Here is an 18,893-nt window from a genome sequence, read left to right on the forward strand (position 1 = left end):
GCATCACTTAAAAAAGCCGCTCTTTATGAACTGACCCCCAATAGTTGGACACCAATTATTGGGGGTCTTTTTATGTCCAAATATAGCCGAGAGCTAAAATGTATCATTGCTAAGCAATATTTAGATGGCACGTCATCTCTCTGCTTAGCAAAACAATATTCAATCTCTTCAAGACAGATACGGTATTGGGCTCAAGTCTTTGCCATCCATGGTACTGATTCATTTTTACCAACTAAGCATGCTGCCTCTGCTCAGACAAAGCGAAAAGCATTGAATTTAATGTGGACGAATGAATGGTCTCTCACGCACACTAGCGCTGTATTAAACCTCTCATCCCCTGGGATACTCTCTGTCTGGCTCAAACGATTTAATGAGCTGGGTATCAAAGGGCTCAAAATGCGCCAGAAAGGAAGACCCTCAATGAAACAGCAACCTCAACGTACCACTAAGCCTGATAATGAAATGACGCTTGAGGAGCTAAAAGAGGAGTTGGTCTACTTACGAACCGAGAATGCCGTTCTAAAAAAGTTGGAAGAGTTGGAGCAGGAAAAAAACCGTCGAACAAAGAAAAAGCGGTCATAGCTCTAACTCTTAAAGGCAAGTACCCACTAAAGCACTTACTGCACACTCTACAGCTGGCAAAAAGTGTCTTTTATTATCAGGCTCAAACGAGCAAGCGCCCAAATAGCTACGAACGTGAGCTGCGGTTGATAAAGTCAATTTATCATGAACATAAGGGTCGATACGGCTACCGCCGTATTCACTTGGAACTAAAAAATCAGGGGGTCGTGCTTAATCACAAAACGGTTCAAAGACTTATGGCTCAGCTGAACCTTAAATCGACAGTCAGGATTAAAAAGTATCGTTCATACCGAGGAGAGTCTGGAACAGCAGCTCCCAACGTGCTTGAAAGAGATTTTAGTGCGACTCAACCCGACGAAAAGTGGGTAACTGATGTCACGGAGTTCAAAGTCAAAGAGCAGAAAGTATACTTGTCTCCCATTGTCGACTTGTTTACTCAGGAAGTGGTTGCTTATAGAGTGGCCCAAAATGCCTGCTTGCCGCTTGTCACGGATATGCTGACGGAGGCTATATCAAAGCTGAAACCCAACTCAAAGCCAATTATACACAGCGATCAAGGTTGGCAATATCGCCATCGACAGTATCAGAAAAAGGTAGCGGAGAGTGGGTTAACGCAAAGCATGTCGAGAAAAGGTAACTGCTTGGATAATGCGGTTGCTGAAAACTTTTTTGCTTTACTCAAAACAGAGATGTATCACAACCAAAGCTTTGAAGATGCAGATGCTCTGATAGAGCAAATTAAAGAATACATCGAGTACTACAATACCAAACGTATAAAAGTGAAACTAAAAGGCCTGACTCCGATAGAATATCGAACTCAGGCCTTGAAAGCCGCTTAACAGAAATGTCCAACTTTACGGGGTCACTTCATTATGAGCGGCTTTTTGCTATCTGAAGCTTTCCAAAAATTAAACAACAATTTTCATCAGTGAAGCTCATTCATTCTGTGCGCTAGGCTATTCATAAATACTGTATGAGAAGTACTTGCTCGCAATCTTTTGGTGTTGACCGTTGTCGATCAGTCTTTGTATTCCACTATCGATAAGATTTTTGAGTTCATTGTCTTGTTTTCGTACCGCTACACCAATACCACGTCCGAACCATTTCTCTTCGGTGAATTTAGGGCCTGTAAAGTGATAGTCTTTACCTTGTTCTGTTTCAAGAAAACCCGCATTGAGCCCCATAGAGCCACCAAATACGGTATCGAGACGACCGTTGAGTAAATCGGTAAAGGCTTCGTCGAATGAGCTGTAACGCTTAATGTCTACATCTGGGTAAATCTCAGAAAGGTACTTATCGCCAATAGTTGCTCGCTGAACCCCAATAGTTAGGTCATTCAAGCTTTCGTCGCTCATATTGATCTCTCGATCTTTCTTCATCACAAAACGAGTAGGAACTTTGGCGTAGGGGATAGTGAAGTTAACTTTCTTTTCACGTTCTTCGGTAATTGTCATAGCCGCTATAATTGCATCGTTTTTACGGCTTAAAAGTGATGGGATAATACCGTCCCAATCAGTTTTTGAGATGATACATTTTACTTCTAATTCGATACACAAGGCGTTGGCTAAATCGACTTCAAACCCCTCTAATTCACCATCTTGCGTTGTCCAACTGAACGGTGGGTAAGCTCCTTCAACAGTAAAGCGAATTTGTTTCCAATCTTTTGCGTATGTGAACACAGAGAAAATACTGACGAATGCAACAAGTATCCATTTCATTGGTTATTTCCTTATAGTAATAAAGGATACCGATGATTAACTAATTGTTAACATTTATCAATGCGAATGCATATTGATGTGAGCAAAGGCATGCAGATCAATAAGTTTGCTCTGGTTTTATTTTTAGAAGCACTGCTAGCGTATTCAATGAGGATAAATTACGTATCTTTCTCAATTCGCAGGCAGCACAACAGCAGACGCTTCTTCCTCTGAATCTTCTTTGTCTTCGACTTGTTCAGCAACCCAATCAATGGTCTTTGTTAGATAGAGTTTATTGGTTTCGGTATCACACCAACTCTTCGACAATCCTCTTCGATTAAACTCACTGCCAATTGCTGCCAGTGTTTGGTTGCTCGAGCGCCCGTAATACAAGGTGTCACACAGTTGCAGGTTCGACATCGATTGTGGGTATGTATTAACCGACGAGGAGTTCATGCTTAGTGCTTTGGATTGATTGTGCGTGCAGCCTGTAAGGCTCAAGAAAAAGATCAATGCTAAGGCTTTCTTCATCATATCTCTGAACAGTTACCAATAGTTGGTGGGGATTATGAGCATGATTAAGTCACTGATTTGTCAATTCTTCGCCAACTGCTTAAAGAGCACGATCTTGCTCGCAACTAGAACACGTTATTGAGCTGTTTAATTCTTCGGTCAAAAAGTGCATTAACCGCCAAATGCGCAATTTTGTACAAAAGCTGAAAGAGCCTATAGAGTAGACTGATAAGTCGCTCGATAATTAACAGGCTTGGGAATTGTTATGGAGAACAAGAAACGTTCTAAAGAAAAGGCCGAATATAAGATCACGGAAGAACTCGGTGGCCTTGAAATCCTGAATGCTGAATACGAAAAGCAGAACTTCTCACGCCATAGTCACGAGGGCTACACACTTGGTGTTATAGAGCAGGGTGCTCAACGTTTCTATCGAACTGGCGGGCATCATGTTGCACCACAAGATGCCATCATTCTGGTCAACGCCGATGAAGTGCATAGCGGACACTCTGCCACTGACGGTGGTTGGGCGTATCGCGCAATGTATCCACTTCCTGAGCAACTCGCCAAAATTACTCAAGAGCTTAACTTACCCAATTACGGGGCACCTTATTTCCCAAGAGCGGTGGTTGAAGACCCTGAACTCGCTAATCAGTTAAGACTGGTGTTCAACGCGATTGATGAATCAGACAATCGCCTGCTACGAGAAACTTTGATGTACGGAATGTTGGTTAAGCTGATTAGTCGACATGGGAAATCGAGCCTTAAGCCTCAACTGGACGGCAAAACTCAGCGTCAGCTTGTTCTGGTGAAAGAGTTTTTAGATGATTTTCCGCAAGCCGATGTCTCCTTAGAAGAACTCTCTAAACTGGCGGCTTTAAGCCCGTTTCATTTGGTGCGCTCTTTCCAAAAAGAGTTCGGTCTTCCGCCACATGCGTATCAGATTCAGTCTCGGTTGAGGCTCTCTCGCAAGTTACTGAAGCAAGGGCATACGATTTCTGATACCGCGCAAGAGTGTGGGTTTCACGACCAAAGCCATTTTCATCGACACTTCAAAAAAGCCAATGGTTACACGCCGGGGCAATACATCAAGATGCTCTAAATCGGACACGTTAATTCAGTCTTTAAATCGAGCAAGTTTGTACAATCGAACCGACTCAACTCTTCTTAAATTGAATAGCTAATGTGGGAGAGAAAAGAATTATATGGATAATGAAACAATGGATAGACGAACACAGTTATGGAAGGGCGTTTTAGCGGGAATGCCCTTGAGCATTGCGGTTATCCCATGGGGGATTCTCGCAGGCTCATATGCGATAGATGCTGGGTTGAATCAACTGCAAGCTCAAGCGATGTCGGCTATTTTATTTGCTGGCTCAGCGCAACTTGTCGCAGCGGGTATGTTCAAAGCGGGTATTGGTTTAGGGACCATGTTGTTGACCACACTGTTCATCACCTCAAGGCACTTTCTGTATAGCGTATCGATGCGAGACAAAATCAGTCATCTTCCTGCGCGTTGGCGCCTATTACTCGGATTTTGGCTCACCGACGAGCTGTTTGCGATTTGTAGTGGGCAGTCTCAGCAAGAGTTTAATCGTTGGTATGCCGCGGGTGTAGGTGGAGGTTTTTACCTTGTTTGGAATATCGCGAGCTTTGTTGGCATTGTCGCGGGAAGCCAAATCCCGTCACTCAATGAAATCGGTCTCGACTTCGCGGTAGCCGCAACGTTTATCGCGTTGGTTTTTCCATTAATCCGAACTCTACCCGTCGTGGTGTGTGTGGTTGTTTCATTGGTCACCTCGGTCGCGATGTCGGTCAACAATGTTGAAGGCGGGCTGATGATTGCAGCGATTGCTGGCATGTTAGCGGGCTTTTTCAGCGAGTCATTTCAAGAGCGAACCAACGGTAACAAGACAATCGTGGAGGGGAAATAGAGATGATTTGGTTAACGATATTCCTCATGACTGCGATTGTTTTCTTTAGTCGGTATCTGTTTCTTGAACCTGCAATCCCGCTTCGACTCAATCAAACCGCAAGGCGCCTATTGCGCTATTCAAGCCCAGCGGTGTTGACTGCGATTTGGGGGCCAATTGTATTTGCTCCTGAACAAACATTTTGGCCAAGCCTTGAAAACCCTTACTTGATAGGCGCGGTGGTGACTGGCTTACTGATTTGGAAAACACGCAATGTGTTACTTACGATCGGCGTCAGTATGGGTGTGTTTTTGTTTTATAACCTTGTCGCGGTTGATTACCTTTTCTCGTGAGCTTCAACTTCAACTTTATCCCATAATTTAAGGGCCGTATAAATATGATTACTTGTTATGTTCGATATGTGATTGATCCCAAAAAGGTAAATGAGTTCGAGACATACGCAAAAATGTGGATTCCTCTGGTCGCTAAATTCGGGGGCCAACACAATGGTTATTTCTTACCGTCGGAAGGGGCGAACAATATTGCCTTGGCGCTGTTTACCTTTGAAAGTTTGGTTGCCTATGAAGAATATCGGATTAAATCGCTGAGCGATGCTGAGTGTATTAAAGCGTTTGAATTTGCGGACGAAGTTGATTGTATCGTGAGTTATGAACGAAGCTTTTTTAGACCTGTTTTAGAGTGATAGACCTTGCAACGTATAGCGTGGTGGCATCTAATGTACTGATTCACTGTTTGTGTGTTTAGGTTTTGGTAAGGAGTTAGTTTGGCTAAGAAATATTATGTGGTTTGGAAAGGTCGCACACCGGGTATTTTTACTACTTGGAACGAGTGTAAATCGCAAGTCGATGGCTTCGCTGGTGCGAGATATAAATCGTTTCCAACATTAGGCGAGGCTGAGTCTGCTTTCGGTGGTAAAACGTCGTCTGTGTCAGGCTCTACAGCGACAAAGCCAAGCTCTGCGGGGAAGGCGACGAAAGCAAAGGTTCCGCCTCTTTCAGAGCAGCAAATCACTGATATGCCTTTTGATATCAAGATCTTTACTGATGGTGCTTGTGAGCCAAACCCTGGTGAAGCGGGGACGGGTTTAGCGGTATATCAAAACAACCAATTAACCGAATTATGGTATGGCTTGTATCAACCTGTTGGTACTAATAATACCGCTGAGTTACGTGGTCTTAAACAGGCTTTTTTGCTTGCGAAAGATAAGTTAAACGCAGGCCTCTCTGTGGCGATTTATTGTGACTCGAAATACTCGATAGACTGCATTACTAAGTGGGCTACAGGTTGGGAGAAAAAGGGCTGGAGCAAGTCGGGAGGCGAGATCAAAAACCTCGATATTATTAAGCCTGCGTATGCTCTCTACCAAGAACTTGCTTCAAAAATCACCATCTACCACGTGAACGGACACGTTGGGATTGAAGGTAACGAATTGGCCGATAGAATGTCGATTGTGGCGATTTCATCGAAAGAGCAACAACTCGCTCAATATCGTGACATCGAAGATATTGAGTCTATTTTGGCATTGCGAGCAGGCTAGCTAGGCTTCTTAATGAAAAGCTAATGAAAGTCACTGAAAGCATAAGTCGCCATCATTGGGCAGTGCTAAGTTGAGCGTTACATTTCAAATTGATGTAGCGCTCTTTTGATCTTGTGGTGCTCAGTTTTCTTATGGTGCTTTGTTCTTGTGATGCTTAGCTGCCTGAGTTAATCCTTATTGAGCTGGGTTCTCTATCCAGCGAGATAATTGTTGAGCTTGTTTTATCGAATTAAAACTGTCTTTCACTCTCTGACGTGCCTCCAATCCCATTGACGCTTTATCATTACTGCTCAACTGCGCAAAACGCTCAATCGCTTCTCTTAATTCCTCAACGTTCTTTTCGCTAACCACAAAACCTGTTTCAGGTGAGACGATCTCTTTGCATCCCATGATGTTGGTCGTGATGACAGGCGTACCAACGGCCATCGCTTCTTTTAAAACCAGTGGCCCGGTATCAACACACCCTGTTTCGGAAAAGCAGAAGGGCGCGATTAGGCTCTCATAGTTCGACAGTTTCTCTTTCACCCATTCGTGAGACTTGGCACCAAGAAAGGTCACGTTTCGAGTGAGTCCTTGCTCTTTGACCTGCAATTTTAATTGTTGCTCTAAATCGCCAGTACCGATGATATCGAGATGAATGTCGAGAGGTTCGGCAATCGGCGCTAGTGCATCAATAAGATGGTGGATGCCTTTCTGCTCCACTAATCGGCCAAGAAAAACAAAGCGAAGTTGCTTGGTTTCGGTTTTTGGGTTGAGTTGGAATTGTTTGGTATTAACTCCGCAGTGCAGGAGCTTAATGTTTCCTTTCGCCATGGTGTTGAAGTCAGCGAGCATGTCTTTACATACTGCAACCACAAAATCACTCGATGAAATCTTGTGTTCAATATCATAAGCAAACTCGTAAACATCATGGCCGTGAGCAACGAACGAACAGGTAATATTCAGCAGTTTTGCCGCGACGATGGCGTGAGCTGCAGTGTGCTGACAGAAATGCGCATGAACGTGTTCGACGTCGTTTTCCGCGAGTTGCAGCGCTAATTTAAAGCCATAAGCGAACAGTGACTTCTTGGGCATGCTGGTTTGCTTAGAAATAAATGAGACAGCCTTGATTAACCCTATCCAATTAATGTGGGTGACTTTACTCATCCGAACATCTTTACCTATCTCGACAATGTCGTAGTCGAACTGTTTTTCGCTGTTTTCAATTTTGAACGTCATTACACAAACATCGTGCCCACAGGCTTTCACAGAGTCGACTTCTGTTTGAATGAAGGTCTCACTGAGTACAGGGTAGGTTGGCGCCACAAATGCTACTTTCTTCATTCTTTGCTCCTCAAATCCATGTGATTAAAGCTATCAAGCCAAGGTAATAACCAATAAAGCAAGATACGAACCAAGATCAAATCGTAGCTTTGGCGGGCATTTCAATGGTTTCCTGAAGGTTACCCACCCAGAAGTAGTCCGTTTTCTCAAATTGAAAATCAAATTGAGGTTGTAGGTTTTTTGACTGGTTGTGTTTTGTCGTCATTTTGGGAATGGGCACGTAGGAGACTGATCTAGAAGTGATTTTATCGCAAGGTGCTCTCGGCATAGAACATGCAACGTTAGCCATATAACGTATAAATCTGAGGGCGTCATTATGGCTAAAGTAAGTGTTGTTATTCCTACCTACAATTGTTTGGATTACCTGCCTAAGGCAATTGGTGGCGTGCTTAAGCAGACTCATCAAGACATAGAATTAATCATTATCGATGATAATAGTAATGATGGTACGTCGACTTACCTGGCGTCAATCCATGATGATCGTATCGTTAAGTTATCAACCTTGGGTGTCGGGGCTCCTCAAGCAAGAAACCTTGGTATCGAAAAGGCGACGGGTGAATTTATTGCGTTTTTAGATGCTGACGACTTTTGGTTTCCCGAAAAGGTGGAACGCCAGCTTGAATTTCATCAAAGATACCCTGATCTCGCGATGAGTTTTACCAATTACGAGCACCTTACGGAAGACTACCAAGTGATAGTCGATTGTTTTAGTTATTGGTCGCAGTTTCAAGATCAAGAAGAGTTGTTCATTAATATCGAGAACCCGCTAGAGTTCATCATTGAAAACAATGTGATTGGGACATCGACGGTCATGGTGAGAGCGGATGTGTTTTCTCAAACAGGCAGTTTCAATGCTGATATTAAGTATGGGGAAGATTGGGAGCTGTGGCTTCGAATGAGTGAAAACCATCAGATTGGTGCGTTGAACTCCGTGCAGGTTGGTTACTTGATGAGAGCGAGTTCCGTTACCCAAACTGAAAATCTTAAATTGAGAAATTTGCAGTCGATAGAGACCATTCTTCAACATTACCAAAATGATAGTCAACGATGGAATCTACCCACTTCAAGTTTCAAAATAGCAAAGGCGAGAATACTGGAAGGCTACGCTGACTATTATCGGTGCTTACAAATAAACCGACTGGCCATCTCATACAGTATTCGTTCGTTGGTTTTGGCTCCGCAAAAACGAACGTTCCGACATCTACTTGGGGACTTTAAGAGTTTCCTAATGCCTGCATTGTAAGGAATAGGTGTCTGCTATGGGGTCACTAAAACAGTCCGCCTATTACGCCATTGGCATTGTGATGATGAAAGGGATATCACTCGTGATGGTCCCCTATATCACCCATAAGATGACGTTGGTTGAATACGGTTCTTTAGAAGCCATTGTCTTGTTGGCTGATATCGGGACGATCCTATTTAGCTTTGGGATTGTTGAGGCTATGTATCGATATGTTGGCGTCGCTGAGGGCGAAGAAAAGAGGAAATTGGTTTCTAACTGTTTCACATTGAGTGTCTTAGTGTGTGTGTTAGGGGGGAGCTTAATTGCACTTAGCATGCCACTACTGTTATTGATGCTGCCCGTCGAGTTCCAACCCTATCAAATTCTACTTCTGTTGATACCGACCATGCTCGATGGTGCGATTTCTATCCCGTTAACACTGATGCGAATGAATGCGATGGCAAAACGTTTTTGCATGCTCAATGTCTTGAAGGCGAGTGTGCAAGCTGCAATGACGTTTGTGCTGCTTGAAGCGGGTTATGGCATCGATGGTGTACTAATATCTTCCGCTGTTTCGAGTGTGCTGCTGATGCTGTGTTTACTGCGTTATCAATGGCAGGAGATGGGCTCAATTGGCAGCCTCAAGTACTCCGCTAAGATCCTAAAATTTGGATTGCCCACGTTAGTCGGTGGTGCTTCGATTTACATGATTACAGGGCTAGACCGTTGGGTGATGGCGAGTTTCGTCGGCGTTGAAGAGCTTGCGATTTATGCGGTCAGCGGTAAGTTTGCGTTGATTCTAGGCTTACTGTTGCAGCCTTATGCACTTTGGTGGTTTCCGAACCGAGTCGCTATGCTTCAGCAGCTTGGCGGTAGTAAAATTTGTGCAGATAGAGCCTTAGTCGGCGTTAACCTTGCCATCGTGTTAGGGATCCTGATGATTCTAACCGTTCCTGGTTTCATCTCATTAATTTTGCCTAGCAGCTATCACTATGCTGGCACTCTCGTCGTGGCCTTGCTTGTGATTGGTGTTATCAAAAGCGCAGGCGATTACCTCAATTTAGGCTGCTTTAGTGGCGATTCAAGTCAATCACAAATGTGGATTCAAGGTGGCTGTGCGATCTTGGCTGCGATTGGCTACTTTGTTGTGGCACCGATTTATGGAGTGTGGGGTGTGGTGGTGGTGCTTTGTGGTACTTATATCGTGAGGCTGTCACTGCTCTATATCGTGAGCCAAAAGATGGAATATTTACCTTATGATCACCGTAAATGGATAGTCGCGGTGAGTATCGGTCTATTTGCGATTGTCAGTGATAGGGTTCTTGGTTGGGTGCTGGTTGATGTGCATGATTTTGTTTTAGGCAGTTTTGTGGCGATAGTGACGTTAGTTGTCTTCATTCGATACTCCATTATCCCGGTACCACAGCCGCTACTCGATAAGTTTATGTTAGGTAAGCATTCGCATGTGAGTTGAATTCATGTCATCCCAAGTACAGCGGGTAATCGGCACTTATCTACATAATCATCTTCAACAATAAAACACTGTTCATAACGACTCGAATTAGATAGTATTTTTTAAATTCAGTGAATGCTAACCATGGAAAGATATTATGAATAAGTGGATGCTGCTCTTGTCTCTGTTTTCAGCTGCCTCATACAGCGCCTCTGATTTTTCAAGTGAGGGTGTTACTGCTCCCGACTTCAATTCACAGGATTTCAAGCCGCCAGAAGTTTCTCAACAGGAACAACACAACATCGTTTGTGAAAGCGTAGTCTGCAATTCAACATCTGTACGTCAGCCCGTTCCTGTTGTTGGAGAAGTGCCCGATAGAGAGCTTAACCAAACCATAGAAACTCTTGCGAGTGCCATTTATATAGTGGGTGAAATGGGGATTGCAGAAAACTTAGCGACACCAGAGTACGAGAAATTTTTTGAGAATTAGTTGAAAGGATACGACAGTAGGATTGGTACTGGTTTTAATAGCTGCTATAAAAGGTCATATCTCATTTAATGATACGATAACCTTGGCATATTGAGACTAGGAAATACCAATGGAAATATGGAAGTTGCTGCTGTTTATCCCGGCTTGCTTTGCGCTCAACATGACACCGGGCCCAAACAATTTGTTATCAATGAACAACGCCCGTTGTTACGGATTTCAGGCCGCCTTTATCGCTGGCTTAGGAAGAATCCTCGCTTTTTCTGGCATGATTGCTTTGGCTGCATCCGGTTTAGCTGTTGTGCTTTATACATCTGAAACTCTGTTTTTCCTTATCAAGCTATTTGGCGCGATGTATCTGTTGTGGATCGCGTTCAATCTTTGGCGCTCACAAGCAAGTCCGGTCGCGGATATTGAACGAAATAAGAACTGGTTTGGTCTTGTTAAACAAGAGTTCGCACTGGCTGCTGGCAACCCCAAAGCGATACTTATCTTCACTGCATTCCTACCTCAATTTGTCGATGTTTCAGCGAACGTAAATACTCAATTCTTTGTTTTAGGCAGCACGTTCCTTGTATTAGAAATGCTCGCGATTTCCATCTATGCAGCCTTTGGTTTATATCTACGAAATTGGTTTTCAAAACCTCAAATGGCCAAGCGTTTCAACAAAGCGTGCTCGGTTTTTCTTGCTCTATCCGGTGCTAATCTGTTGGTGAGTCGACAGTAGTTCTCATTTTGCTTGTCTAGTTTATCGTTAATCTTTTAAGGTCTGTCTATGAATATTGTCTGTGCGGAAAAACAGGAACTGGCTGATATCTACCAGCTTGAACATGCTTTATTTGGCGATCACGCCTATCCGTTGTTTTTCTTTCGTCAGGCATTTGATTGCTGGGGGAAGGGCTTGCTGGTGGCGAAACAAGATTCGCAGGTTGCGGGCTATATATTAATGACACCAACCGACAAACAAAAAGAGTATTGGGTTTTGTCACTGGCTGTTGATACTGCTTACCGAGGTATGGGGATTGGCCGTTCATTGATGCAACTGGCGATAGAAACCTTGCCACAAGGTTCCAAGCTTTTACTTACCGTTGATCCAAGTAACAGTTCGGCTTGTGAGCTGTATTTGTCGATGGGTTTTGTGACCATCAAAGAAGAGAGTAATTATTTCGGAGACGATGAGCCTCGTCTGGTCATGCAGCTCATCATCTAGTTCCCGCTTCATGTATCTGTTTAGATATAGGCATCGCATGCTTAAGTTAGCATCACGATACCGTGCATCAATACCACGCTAGAGGTGAGCCGAGTTCTCATATCCAAGTAGCCATCTGGGTCTTGGCTCTGGTTCTCTTCTCTCATTGACCTTTCAGCTCGCCAAACCGCAATGTAGCCGATAATAAGAATCAGAGTGGTGAGAAACTCTTGCTGCTCACCGAGTAGCACCGCTAGCCAAGATGCCAACACAATAACATTGCTCAGAACTAGAGCCTTGTTGCTGGATTGGTTTTCGAAGTTCTCTATTCCATTGCCCCATAAGATGCCCGACAAAAAGCTCAAGATGACCACGCTGTAAGTGATGAAGAGTGTTTCCCCGCTCAAGCTTAAAAGTTGGCTGTCGGTGAGCGATAACAGCAGGCCGAATAAAAAGGGGATTAAACCCATATAACCGAGTTTGGCCATGGTGTTACGTGTTTGAGTTGTCCCCATGTAATCTGACTTCATAACTGCTGCTCGATAGCGGTTTTAAGGGTAGTACTGGTTGGCGATGTAGAACTCGGGAAGGTTGCGACCACTTTACCTTCTTTGCTGATCAAGAACTTATAGAAATTCCATTTAGGTTTGACGCCTGCTTGTTGTTGGATTTCGGCAAAGACTGGGTTTGCTTCTGGCCCTGAGATTGATGCACGCGCCATCATCGGAAAGGTGACGCCATAATCTAAGTAGCAGATTTTAGCGGATTGCTCCTCGCTACCTCTGTCTTGGCGAAAATCATTACTTGGGAAACCAACAACCGTGAAGCCTTGGTCTTTATAGGTTTGATGGAGCTGCTCTAGTTGTTCGAACTGAGGAGTAAAACCGCACTGACTTGCCGTATTCACGATCAATAAAGTCTTACCTTGAAACTCTTCACACAGTTCAATTTCTTCGTTTGAGTTTAACAGCCTTTGTGTGCCATTAAGTATCTCTGGGCAGCTAGCTGCAAAAGCGACAGAGCTTGTTAGGCTGGTAATCAGTACGGTTGAGCATAGTAGTGAACATTTCATATGTTTGGCTCATTTTAGTTGGCGTAATGGTTATTACTCTTGAGCACGTTGAAATGATCACTTTGTGTCTTATTTACTGTCTATTTCATTAGCGTTTTAACTATCGTTTTTAATTGTGCTTTTACTCTCTGGCATAAGGTATGGAGCGACCAAACGACTGATATTCACTTTCGCACCAAGGCGAGCCGCTAACAGATACATGCCACCAATTTTTCGGTGCAGGAACAGCGCATCGGCTGGTGGTGTGTGCCAATACTCTTGTTCCATGCTCAATATGGTGCCTGCTTCACGAAGCCTTTGTGCCAAACCACTGGCTCTGAAGTCGTAGTCTTCGTCAACCAACATCGGCTCACAGGCCATTGTTACGAGGTTTAAAATAGCTTGACGTTGATCGGAAAGAATCGTCTCGCTGAAGAATCCAATTTGCTCTAACGCTTGGTTGAGCCCTTGCTCATTGTTATTAATCACTGACGAAAAGGCTAAGCGATAACCTTCGCTGAAGCGGTCACTGTATTCACGTGTTGCTCCGAAATCTAACAAGCCAATTTGTCGGGTGTTTTCAACGTAAAGGTAGTTGGCGAAATTGGGATCGGTTTGCACCATCTTAAAGTCGAACAACTCTCTGAATAGAAGCTCAAGCAAGCTGTGCATCACAAAGTCACGGGTGTCTTGGTCGTAACTTTCTATCTGTTCTATAGAGACGCCTTCGATGAAGTCCATGGCGAGCACGGATTCTGAAGAGACTTGCGGATGAATCTTAGGTACGACGAAGTGAGAGTGCTCTTTTAATGCATTGTGATAACGAGTTGCATAGCCAGCCTCTCGAGCGTAGTCCGCTTCATCATGGAGCTGTTTTTTTGCCTCTTCTAACAAGCCTTTGTAGTCGACCGACTTTGGTATCAAGCCAACAATGTTGAGCAGTGTGCCGACGTTGTCCACATCACTGTCGATGCTTTTTCGAATGCCTGGGTATTGGACTTTGACGGCGAGTTTGTCCCCGGCATCGCTATAGGCTTGGTGAACTTGTCCGATAGACGCACTGGCAATCGGTTTAAAGTTGAAGGAAAGGAATTCGGTTTTCCACTGGTGCCCAAGCGAGCTCTCTAAGACTTGATTGAGCTGCTTTGTTGGCAGTGGGTCAGCGTCGGAGCGCAGGCGAGAAAGAATGTCGGCTAATTCTGGCTCTAGAACATCGCCCGCATCCATTGATAGCATCTGCCCCAGCTTCATCGCAGCGCCACGTAGGTGCGCCAGTTGATCGGTCAGGCGAGCAATGTTCTGTGGCGTTAACAGTAAGTCTTTTGCTTTGGGTCTGTTGCCTTGTGCAAGCTGCTTGGTGCCTTCCGTTAGCACGTTGCCCGCGACCCTTGTCGCCAATGAGGCAAACTTACTGAATCTAGAAATTCGATGTGTGGGAAGGTTTCTCTCTTTTGCCGACATAAAGGTTCTCTCTGAGAATCAAGGTTGATACCAACCGTAGTAAATAACTGTTCACCCTAGCTTTTTTCCTGCGCTATTTTTGATCACTTACTTACTGTGATTGGTATGACTACAAAGTTCTGCCAATCATTACACAACCGAATGTTTTGTTGTGGTAACTTGTCTCGCGAAACAGTAAACAGAATTAAAAGGACAAAGCATGAGATTTATTTGGTTGAAAGTGGCCGTTACGGTATTGGTATTCGCAGCTCTGTTTGGCATCGTTTACTACAAAGTCGCCAGCGGCATGTCTTAACTCAATCCTATTTAATGCAGCTATTTCCGTTGCAGCGTGATTTTCCAGTTAGCCAGAAAGAGACTTTATATCGGTTCTTGGCAAATCGTAAATAACACCAATCTGCGATTGGCTTAAATATCGCCCAACGCAATGGAGCATATAGCCAACCTTTTCCTACTAAGCGCCACGCTTGGTAGGTCACGTCTAAACCTAACAGCACTTTGCCGTTCTCATCCAGTGCATGCAAAATGGTGTTGGCTGCGTCCGCATTAATCTGAGGGTAGTCTGAAAAGGCTTCACTGTAGATATCAATGGTTTGAATCTTATTCTCGATATCATACTTGGCAAGTGCCGCCATCTCTTTTGCGCACAATGGACAAGTCCCATCATAAAATATCGTCAGTTGTGTCATTGTTTATTCGCCTGTGGCTTAGCTAGAAGAACCTTCAGTTGCCCGTTAAGTCGGCACCCTTCAATTCAATCGCTTGTTATTCGATAATCTTAAAATGGCTACGCTATTGTACCTTTTAAAGATCACTCTTCTCGAATCAAAGTTCTAAAGATGTCTGACTTATACACTTTGTTCACCCTTTCAAGTCCTTGATTATTTGGTCAAATCTCTGGTTTATGGACAAATGATAACAAAACGTCCAAGAAAGGTGTGCCTTCAATATATAAACATCAACCAAATCAATTAGTTGAAGTTGGCTTGGAATATGCTCTATCGAACCTACGAATTGCTAAAGGATTTTCTCCAGTTTGGGCATGGAAGAAAACCTTAAAAGCATAAGTATGAACAAATGGAGAGAGAACATGAAGGTTATAAATTATTTACTTAGTGTGCTTCTGTTGTTTAGTAGTCCTCAGTTGGCGTGGGCTACTGTTGATGTGATGGAACTCGATGGTAACGCGACCAGTGATAATAGTGGTATTGATTGGGACGATGTAAATGACCCCAACAGCATGGTTGGGATTGCAGAATTTTTCGAAAAAGACCGTAATGGTATCGACCAAATCTTTTGGAAAGGTGGATCAAAAGATGATTCTGACATTACAGATTGGGCATTCCGTACGGCGTCACCACAACCAAAAGATGACTTTACTAATGCGTATGCCGCTGCCTTTGAAAGCGAAGGTGACTTGCTGATTTACTTTGGTGCCGACCGATATGCGAACAATGGTGATATGTACATTGGTTTTTGGTTCTTACAAGATCAAGTAGGATTACCGGCAGGAGCGACAAAAGGTGATTTCGTTGGCGAGCACGTCAATGGAGACATATTGGTCTTGATTTCTTTTCCGCAAGCCAGTGGTGGTAAACCTTATATTGAAGTGCTGCAATGGGATTTGAATAATGGTGATGTGACTGACAACATGACCAGACTGTTCCAGACGGCTGGAGACCCTAAATCTAATGATTTCGTTGGTGCAAGATGTGGCAGTGGTGCTGTCGGTGTCGAGAAGATATGTGCGATTTCAAATGATGATTCTATCGGGGCAATTGCTCTACCCAATGTACAAGGTTGGGATTATCTAGCTAAAACGGGTGAAACTACGTCTATTCCGACGGAGAGCTTTGTTGAAGGACGCCTGAACTTATCTGCACTATTGAATGATGAGTTTGGTATTGAGGATATCCCTTGTTTTAGTAGCTTCTTAGTGGAATCACGAGCTTCCCGTTCGATTGATGCGTCTTTGGCTGACTTCGTTGTCGGTTCATTTAGTTTATGTAGTATCAGCATAGCGGCGACTTGTAACACAACCAGTTTTACGGTTGATGGCATGTTCAACATCGACTACACCGTGACGGTTACTAATACTGGCCCTGGTTCGTTAGGCACTAATGGTGATTACGAAGTGGCCTTTTTATCGGAGTCACCAATTTTAGGTGCGCTTCCAGTGGTGGGTAACGGTGATGAAGTGTGGAGCGTCGGTGAGTCATTCTCATTCATGGGTAATTACCTGTCTGTAAATAATGGTGCCGTCGGTGTGATCGATGGTTCAGTGGATCTTGACGGGCTTATCGTGAATGCTCAAGCTCCCGTGGCTTACAATTGTCCGCCAATAGATTTGAGTCCAATGGTTGAGATTTCTAAGGTATGTAATAGCTTCTTAGAAGTTGATAGCGGTCAAGTTGTGCTTAAGAAAACCTATGATGTTGAAATATGTAATACCGGTGATATTCCATTGGCCATTGAATCGCTGGTGGATTCTAAGGATGATTCTTTGAGCCGTTCTGACTTACCTACCGAAGTCGTCAACAGCAGTTATTACCTCGACTTCGCTTTACCTTGTGATGATCTTGAGGATGTGACCACATGTGGTGCTGGTAATATGTGTAGTGCATTAAGTGCCGACCCAGAACTGTTTGCTTGTAAAACGGGTGAGGGTGAGTGGATACCGAACTTTGGTGATGCGATTGGTCAAGTTTGTACACAAGTAAGCAAAACCTATGCGCCAAATGTGTTACCAACTGGAGTAGACGGAATGCTATCTAATCAAGTAACAGCAACGTTTGACTCGTTGTTCTTGCAAGAAGCATTTATGGAAACATCGAACATTGCAACCTGTGATGTTTGTCCATTTACTGTACCTGAGCCATAAGTACTTTCATTAGTTGTACTCACTTAATTTCTAAAGCAGCCTAGTTCGTTAGGCTGCTTTATGTGTTAGGTAATTAATTAACTAGGCGACTTAAATTACTATTTGATGTTTTTTAATTAGCTTATATAAGGTTGTCCGAGAAATAGACAACGCTTTAGCTGATTGGGAAATATTGTAATGGTGTTGCTGAATCACACGACGAACATTTTTTGAGGAAAGTCGAGTGTCACTCTCAGTGTCGGGCGACGCATCTTTCAATTGAATCCCCATATGACGAGTAGAGAGCGCGTTTGAATTCGAAAGAACAATCGCCCTTTTTATACAGTTGAATAACTCTCTGACATTGCCCGGCCAATGGTACTGTTTCATTTGCTCAAGTGTGTCACTAGGCAGTTTGGTTTTGGATGCGTAATTGTGCTTCAGTTCAAATCGAATCAAATCTTCAATGTCTTCCTTGTGATCATTGAGTGGTACTAGGTCCAATGGAAGTACATTGATCCGATGAAAGAGATCCTTACGAAATTTACCCGCAGCAACGGCTTGTTCGATATTGACGTTGGTGGCGAAAATTACACGGCAATCTACGGGTAATTGGTTATTACTGCCGAGTCGCTCTATCGAGCTATTTTCGAGAAAGTGGAGCAGGTAAGTTTGTAGTGACAGCTCAAGATCGCCGATCTCATCCAAAAATAGTGTGCCACCATTCGCTCTTTCCACGTGTCCGACGTAGCGTTTGTTTGCTCCCGTGAATGAGCCTTTTTCAAAACCAAATAACTCTGAGTGGATCAGGGATTGTGGAATTGCGCCACAATTTACGGCGATGAAAGGTTTCTGGCTACGGGCTGAGGCCTCATGTATTAAACGCGCACATAGGCTTTTTCCTGTTCCTGTTTCCCCTTGAATCAGTACTGGAAAATCGTTGTTAGCGATCTTAGTTATCTTCTTTTTAAGTTGTTGGATGGTGCTGGATTGCCCCACCAATTGATATTGATGGCACGAATCAGGCTTAGGTTTGTGTTGCTTGGTGTCTACCATGCCATATGCATGCCCTAAATTTCGACAAAGCCATTCTGTATCAATAGGTAGATGGTAATAATCCCAATAGGTTTGCTTAATGAGCGATAAGTTGCGGCTTGGTGGTTGGTTGCAGATAGCGATTGCTTTCAAACTTGGAAAGTGAACCTTGAGCGTTGATATTTGTTCACATTGCTTGTCGATCGAGGATGATGTTAGACAAGACATCAAAATTGATGAGTAGCTGTCGCTTCGGGTGTTGAGTAAGTGAATGGCTTGTTCGGTCGTTTCTGCAATTTGAGCTTCCCAGTTATGGAGGCGCAATTCATCTACCCACTGATTATGGTGCAGGCATCTGGTGTTACATAGTAGAATCACAGAACGAGTTTTAGGCTCAGGTGATACTCTTTTTGATGGCATTGTGCTCACTCTTCATGTTTCGACTCCATGATGAAACCTACAGTAAGCCCCCTAAATATCCCATAAGCTTAGGAGCAAAACTCAATTAATTCGAGTACACAAATCTGATGGCGTTTGGCTGACAAGTGTCAT

21 protein-coding genes are annotated in these 18,893 nt (G+C 43.8%); 13 read left to right on the forward strand and 8 right to left on the reverse strand.

The window, feature by feature from the left end; all coding sequences use genetic code 11:
• Positions 1 to 72: 72 nt before the first annotated feature.
• Together OC193_RS05005 and OC193_RS05010 are read left to right on the forward strand one after the other, a co-directional pair.
• Positions 73 to 582, forward strand: a complete 510-nt coding sequence (locus OC193_RS05005; protein ID WP_048662683.1) for a helix-turn-helix domain-containing protein — start codon at positions 73 to 75, stop codon at positions 580 to 582.
• Positions 579 to 1,421, forward strand: coding sequence for an IS3 family transposase (locus OC193_RS05010; RefSeq protein ID WP_123961588.1), 843 nt, complete (start codon positions 579 to 581; stop codon positions 1,419 to 1,421). Before OC193_RS05005 ends, OC193_RS05010 begins: the two co-directional genes overlap by 4 nt.
• A gap of 117 nt (positions 1,422 to 1,538) precedes the next feature.
• Here OC193_RS05010 and OC193_RS05015 read toward each other — a convergent pair whose 3' ends face one another.
• Positions 1,539 to 2,300: a transporter substrate-binding domain-containing protein gene (locus OC193_RS05015; protein WP_048664198.1), complete on the reverse strand. Its 762-nt coding sequence runs from the start codon at positions 2,298 to 2,300 to the stop codon at positions 1,539 to 1,541.
• Positions 2,301 to 2,471: 171 nt separating this feature from the next.
• On the reverse strand, positions 2,472 to 2,810 hold the full coding sequence (locus OC193_RS05020; RefSeq protein WP_017631023.1) for a hypothetical protein: 339 nt from the start codon (positions 2,808 to 2,810) through the stop codon (positions 2,472 to 2,474).
• Between the two features lie 247 nt (positions 2,811 to 3,057).
• Here OC193_RS05020 and OC193_RS05025 point away from each other — a divergent pair, with 247 nt between their 5' ends.
• The 5 genes from OC193_RS05025 (at position 3,058) to OC193_RS05045 (ending at position 6,260) form a co-directional block, all read left to right on the forward strand.
• A complete protein-coding gene (locus OC193_RS05025) occupies positions 3,058 to 3,891 on the forward strand; it encodes an AraC family transcriptional regulator (protein WP_048664196.1) in 834 nt (277 codons plus the stop codon).
• A gap of 103 nt (positions 3,892 to 3,994) precedes the next feature.
• Positions 3,995 to 4,723: an AzlC family ABC transporter permease gene (locus OC193_RS05030; RefSeq protein ID WP_048664194.1), complete on the forward strand. Its 729-nt coding sequence runs from the start codon at positions 3,995 to 3,997 to the stop codon at positions 4,721 to 4,723.
• A gap of 2 nt (positions 4,724 to 4,725) precedes the next feature.
• The gene (locus OC193_RS05035; protein WP_048664192.1) at positions 4,726 to 5,055 is read left to right on the forward strand and encodes an AzlD domain-containing protein; all 330 of its coding nucleotides are present in this window, start codon (positions 4,726 to 4,728) and stop codon (positions 5,053 to 5,055) included.
• A gap of 44 nt (positions 5,056 to 5,099) precedes the next feature.
• The gene (locus OC193_RS05040) at positions 5,100 to 5,405 is read left to right on the forward strand and encodes an NIPSNAP family protein (RefSeq protein WP_048658204.1); all 306 of its coding nucleotides are present in this window, start codon (positions 5,100 to 5,102) and stop codon (positions 5,403 to 5,405) included.
• Between the two features lie 81 nt (positions 5,406 to 5,486).
• Positions 5,487 to 6,260 (forward strand): ribonuclease H1 domain-containing protein, encoded by a 774-nt coding sequence (locus OC193_RS05045; protein ID WP_048664190.1) that lies wholly within the window; start codon positions 5,487 to 5,489, stop codon positions 6,258 to 6,260.
• 174 nt (positions 6,261 to 6,434) lie between these two features.
• Here OC193_RS05045 and OC193_RS05050 read toward each other — a convergent pair whose 3' ends face one another.
• On the reverse strand, positions 6,435 to 7,583 hold the full coding sequence (locus OC193_RS05050; RefSeq protein WP_048658206.1) for a glycosyltransferase family 4 protein: 1,149 nt from the start codon (positions 7,581 to 7,583) through the stop codon (positions 6,435 to 6,437).
• 316 nt (positions 7,584 to 7,899) lie between these two features.
• On the opposite strand from OC193_RS05050, the gene OC193_RS05055 reads away from it, so the two are divergent.
• The 5 genes from OC193_RS05055 (at position 7,900) to OC193_RS05075 (ending at position 11,955) form a co-directional block, all read left to right on the forward strand.
• Positions 7,900 to 8,826: a glycosyltransferase family 2 protein gene (locus tag OC193_RS05055; RefSeq protein ID WP_048666375.1), complete on the forward strand. Its 927-nt coding sequence runs from the start codon at positions 7,900 to 7,902 to the stop codon at positions 8,824 to 8,826.
• A gap of 16 nt (positions 8,827 to 8,842) precedes the next feature.
• Positions 8,843 to 10,279, forward strand: a complete 1,437-nt coding sequence (locus OC193_RS05060) for a lipopolysaccharide biosynthesis protein (protein WP_048664187.1) — start codon at positions 8,843 to 8,845, stop codon at positions 10,277 to 10,279.
• A gap of 136 nt (positions 10,280 to 10,415) precedes the next feature.
• Positions 10,416 to 10,748 (forward strand): hypothetical protein, encoded by a 333-nt coding sequence (locus tag OC193_RS05065; protein WP_048664186.1) that lies wholly within the window; start codon positions 10,416 to 10,418, stop codon positions 10,746 to 10,748.
• A 109-nt stretch (positions 10,749 to 10,857) separates the two neighbouring features.
• Positions 10,858 to 11,472, forward strand: a complete 615-nt coding sequence (locus OC193_RS05070) for a LysE family translocator (RefSeq protein WP_048664184.1) — start codon at positions 10,858 to 10,860, stop codon at positions 11,470 to 11,472.
• Between the two features lie 48 nt (positions 11,473 to 11,520).
• On the forward strand, positions 11,521 to 11,955 hold the full coding sequence (locus tag OC193_RS05075; protein WP_048664182.1) for a GNAT family N-acetyltransferase: 435 nt from the start codon (positions 11,521 to 11,523) through the stop codon (positions 11,953 to 11,955).
• A 41-nt stretch (positions 11,956 to 11,996) separates the two neighbouring features.
• On the opposite strand, the gene OC193_RS05080 is transcribed toward OC193_RS05075, so the two are convergent.
• From OC193_RS05080 to OC193_RS05095, 4 genes are all read right to left on the reverse strand, one after another.
• Positions 11,997 to 12,464, reverse strand: coding sequence for a DUF3429 domain-containing protein (locus OC193_RS05080; RefSeq protein WP_048664180.1), 468 nt, complete (start codon positions 12,462 to 12,464; stop codon positions 11,997 to 11,999).
• On the reverse strand, positions 12,461 to 13,006 hold the full coding sequence (locus OC193_RS05085; RefSeq protein ID WP_048664179.1) for a glutathione peroxidase: 546 nt from the start codon (positions 13,004 to 13,006) through the stop codon (positions 12,461 to 12,463). Before OC193_RS05085 ends, OC193_RS05080 begins: the two co-directional genes overlap by 4 nt.
• Positions 13,007 to 13,102: 96 nt before the next feature.
• A complete protein-coding gene (locus OC193_RS05090) occupies positions 13,103 to 14,446 on the reverse strand; it encodes an ABC1 kinase family protein (protein WP_048664177.1) in 1,344 nt (447 codons plus the stop codon).
• Positions 14,447 to 14,748: 302 nt separating this feature from the next.
• Positions 14,749 to 15,135, reverse strand: a complete 387-nt coding sequence (locus OC193_RS05095; RefSeq protein WP_048658215.1) for a thiol-disulfide oxidoreductase DCC family protein — start codon at positions 15,133 to 15,135, stop codon at positions 14,749 to 14,751.
• Between the two features lie 401 nt (positions 15,136 to 15,536).
• On the opposite strand from OC193_RS05095, the gene OC193_RS05100 reads away from it, so the two are divergent.
• On the forward strand, positions 15,537 to 17,327 hold the full coding sequence (locus tag OC193_RS05100) for a hypothetical protein (RefSeq protein ID WP_048658216.1): 1,791 nt from the start codon (positions 15,537 to 15,539) through the stop codon (positions 17,325 to 17,327).
• A gap of 90 nt (positions 17,328 to 17,417) precedes the next feature.
• Here the strand turns inward: OC193_RS05100 and OC193_RS05105 are convergent, their stop codons facing one another.
• On the reverse strand, positions 17,418 to 18,761 hold the full coding sequence (locus tag OC193_RS05105; RefSeq protein WP_048664175.1) for a sigma-54 interaction domain-containing protein: 1,344 nt from the start codon (positions 18,759 to 18,761) through the stop codon (positions 17,418 to 17,420).
• Between the last annotated feature and the right edge of the window lie 132 nt (positions 18,762 to 18,893).

The organism is Vibrio crassostreae, from assembly GCF_024347415.1.
Taxonomy (GTDB): Bacteria; Pseudomonadota; Gammaproteobacteria; order Enterobacterales; family Vibrionaceae; genus Vibrio; species Vibrio crassostreae.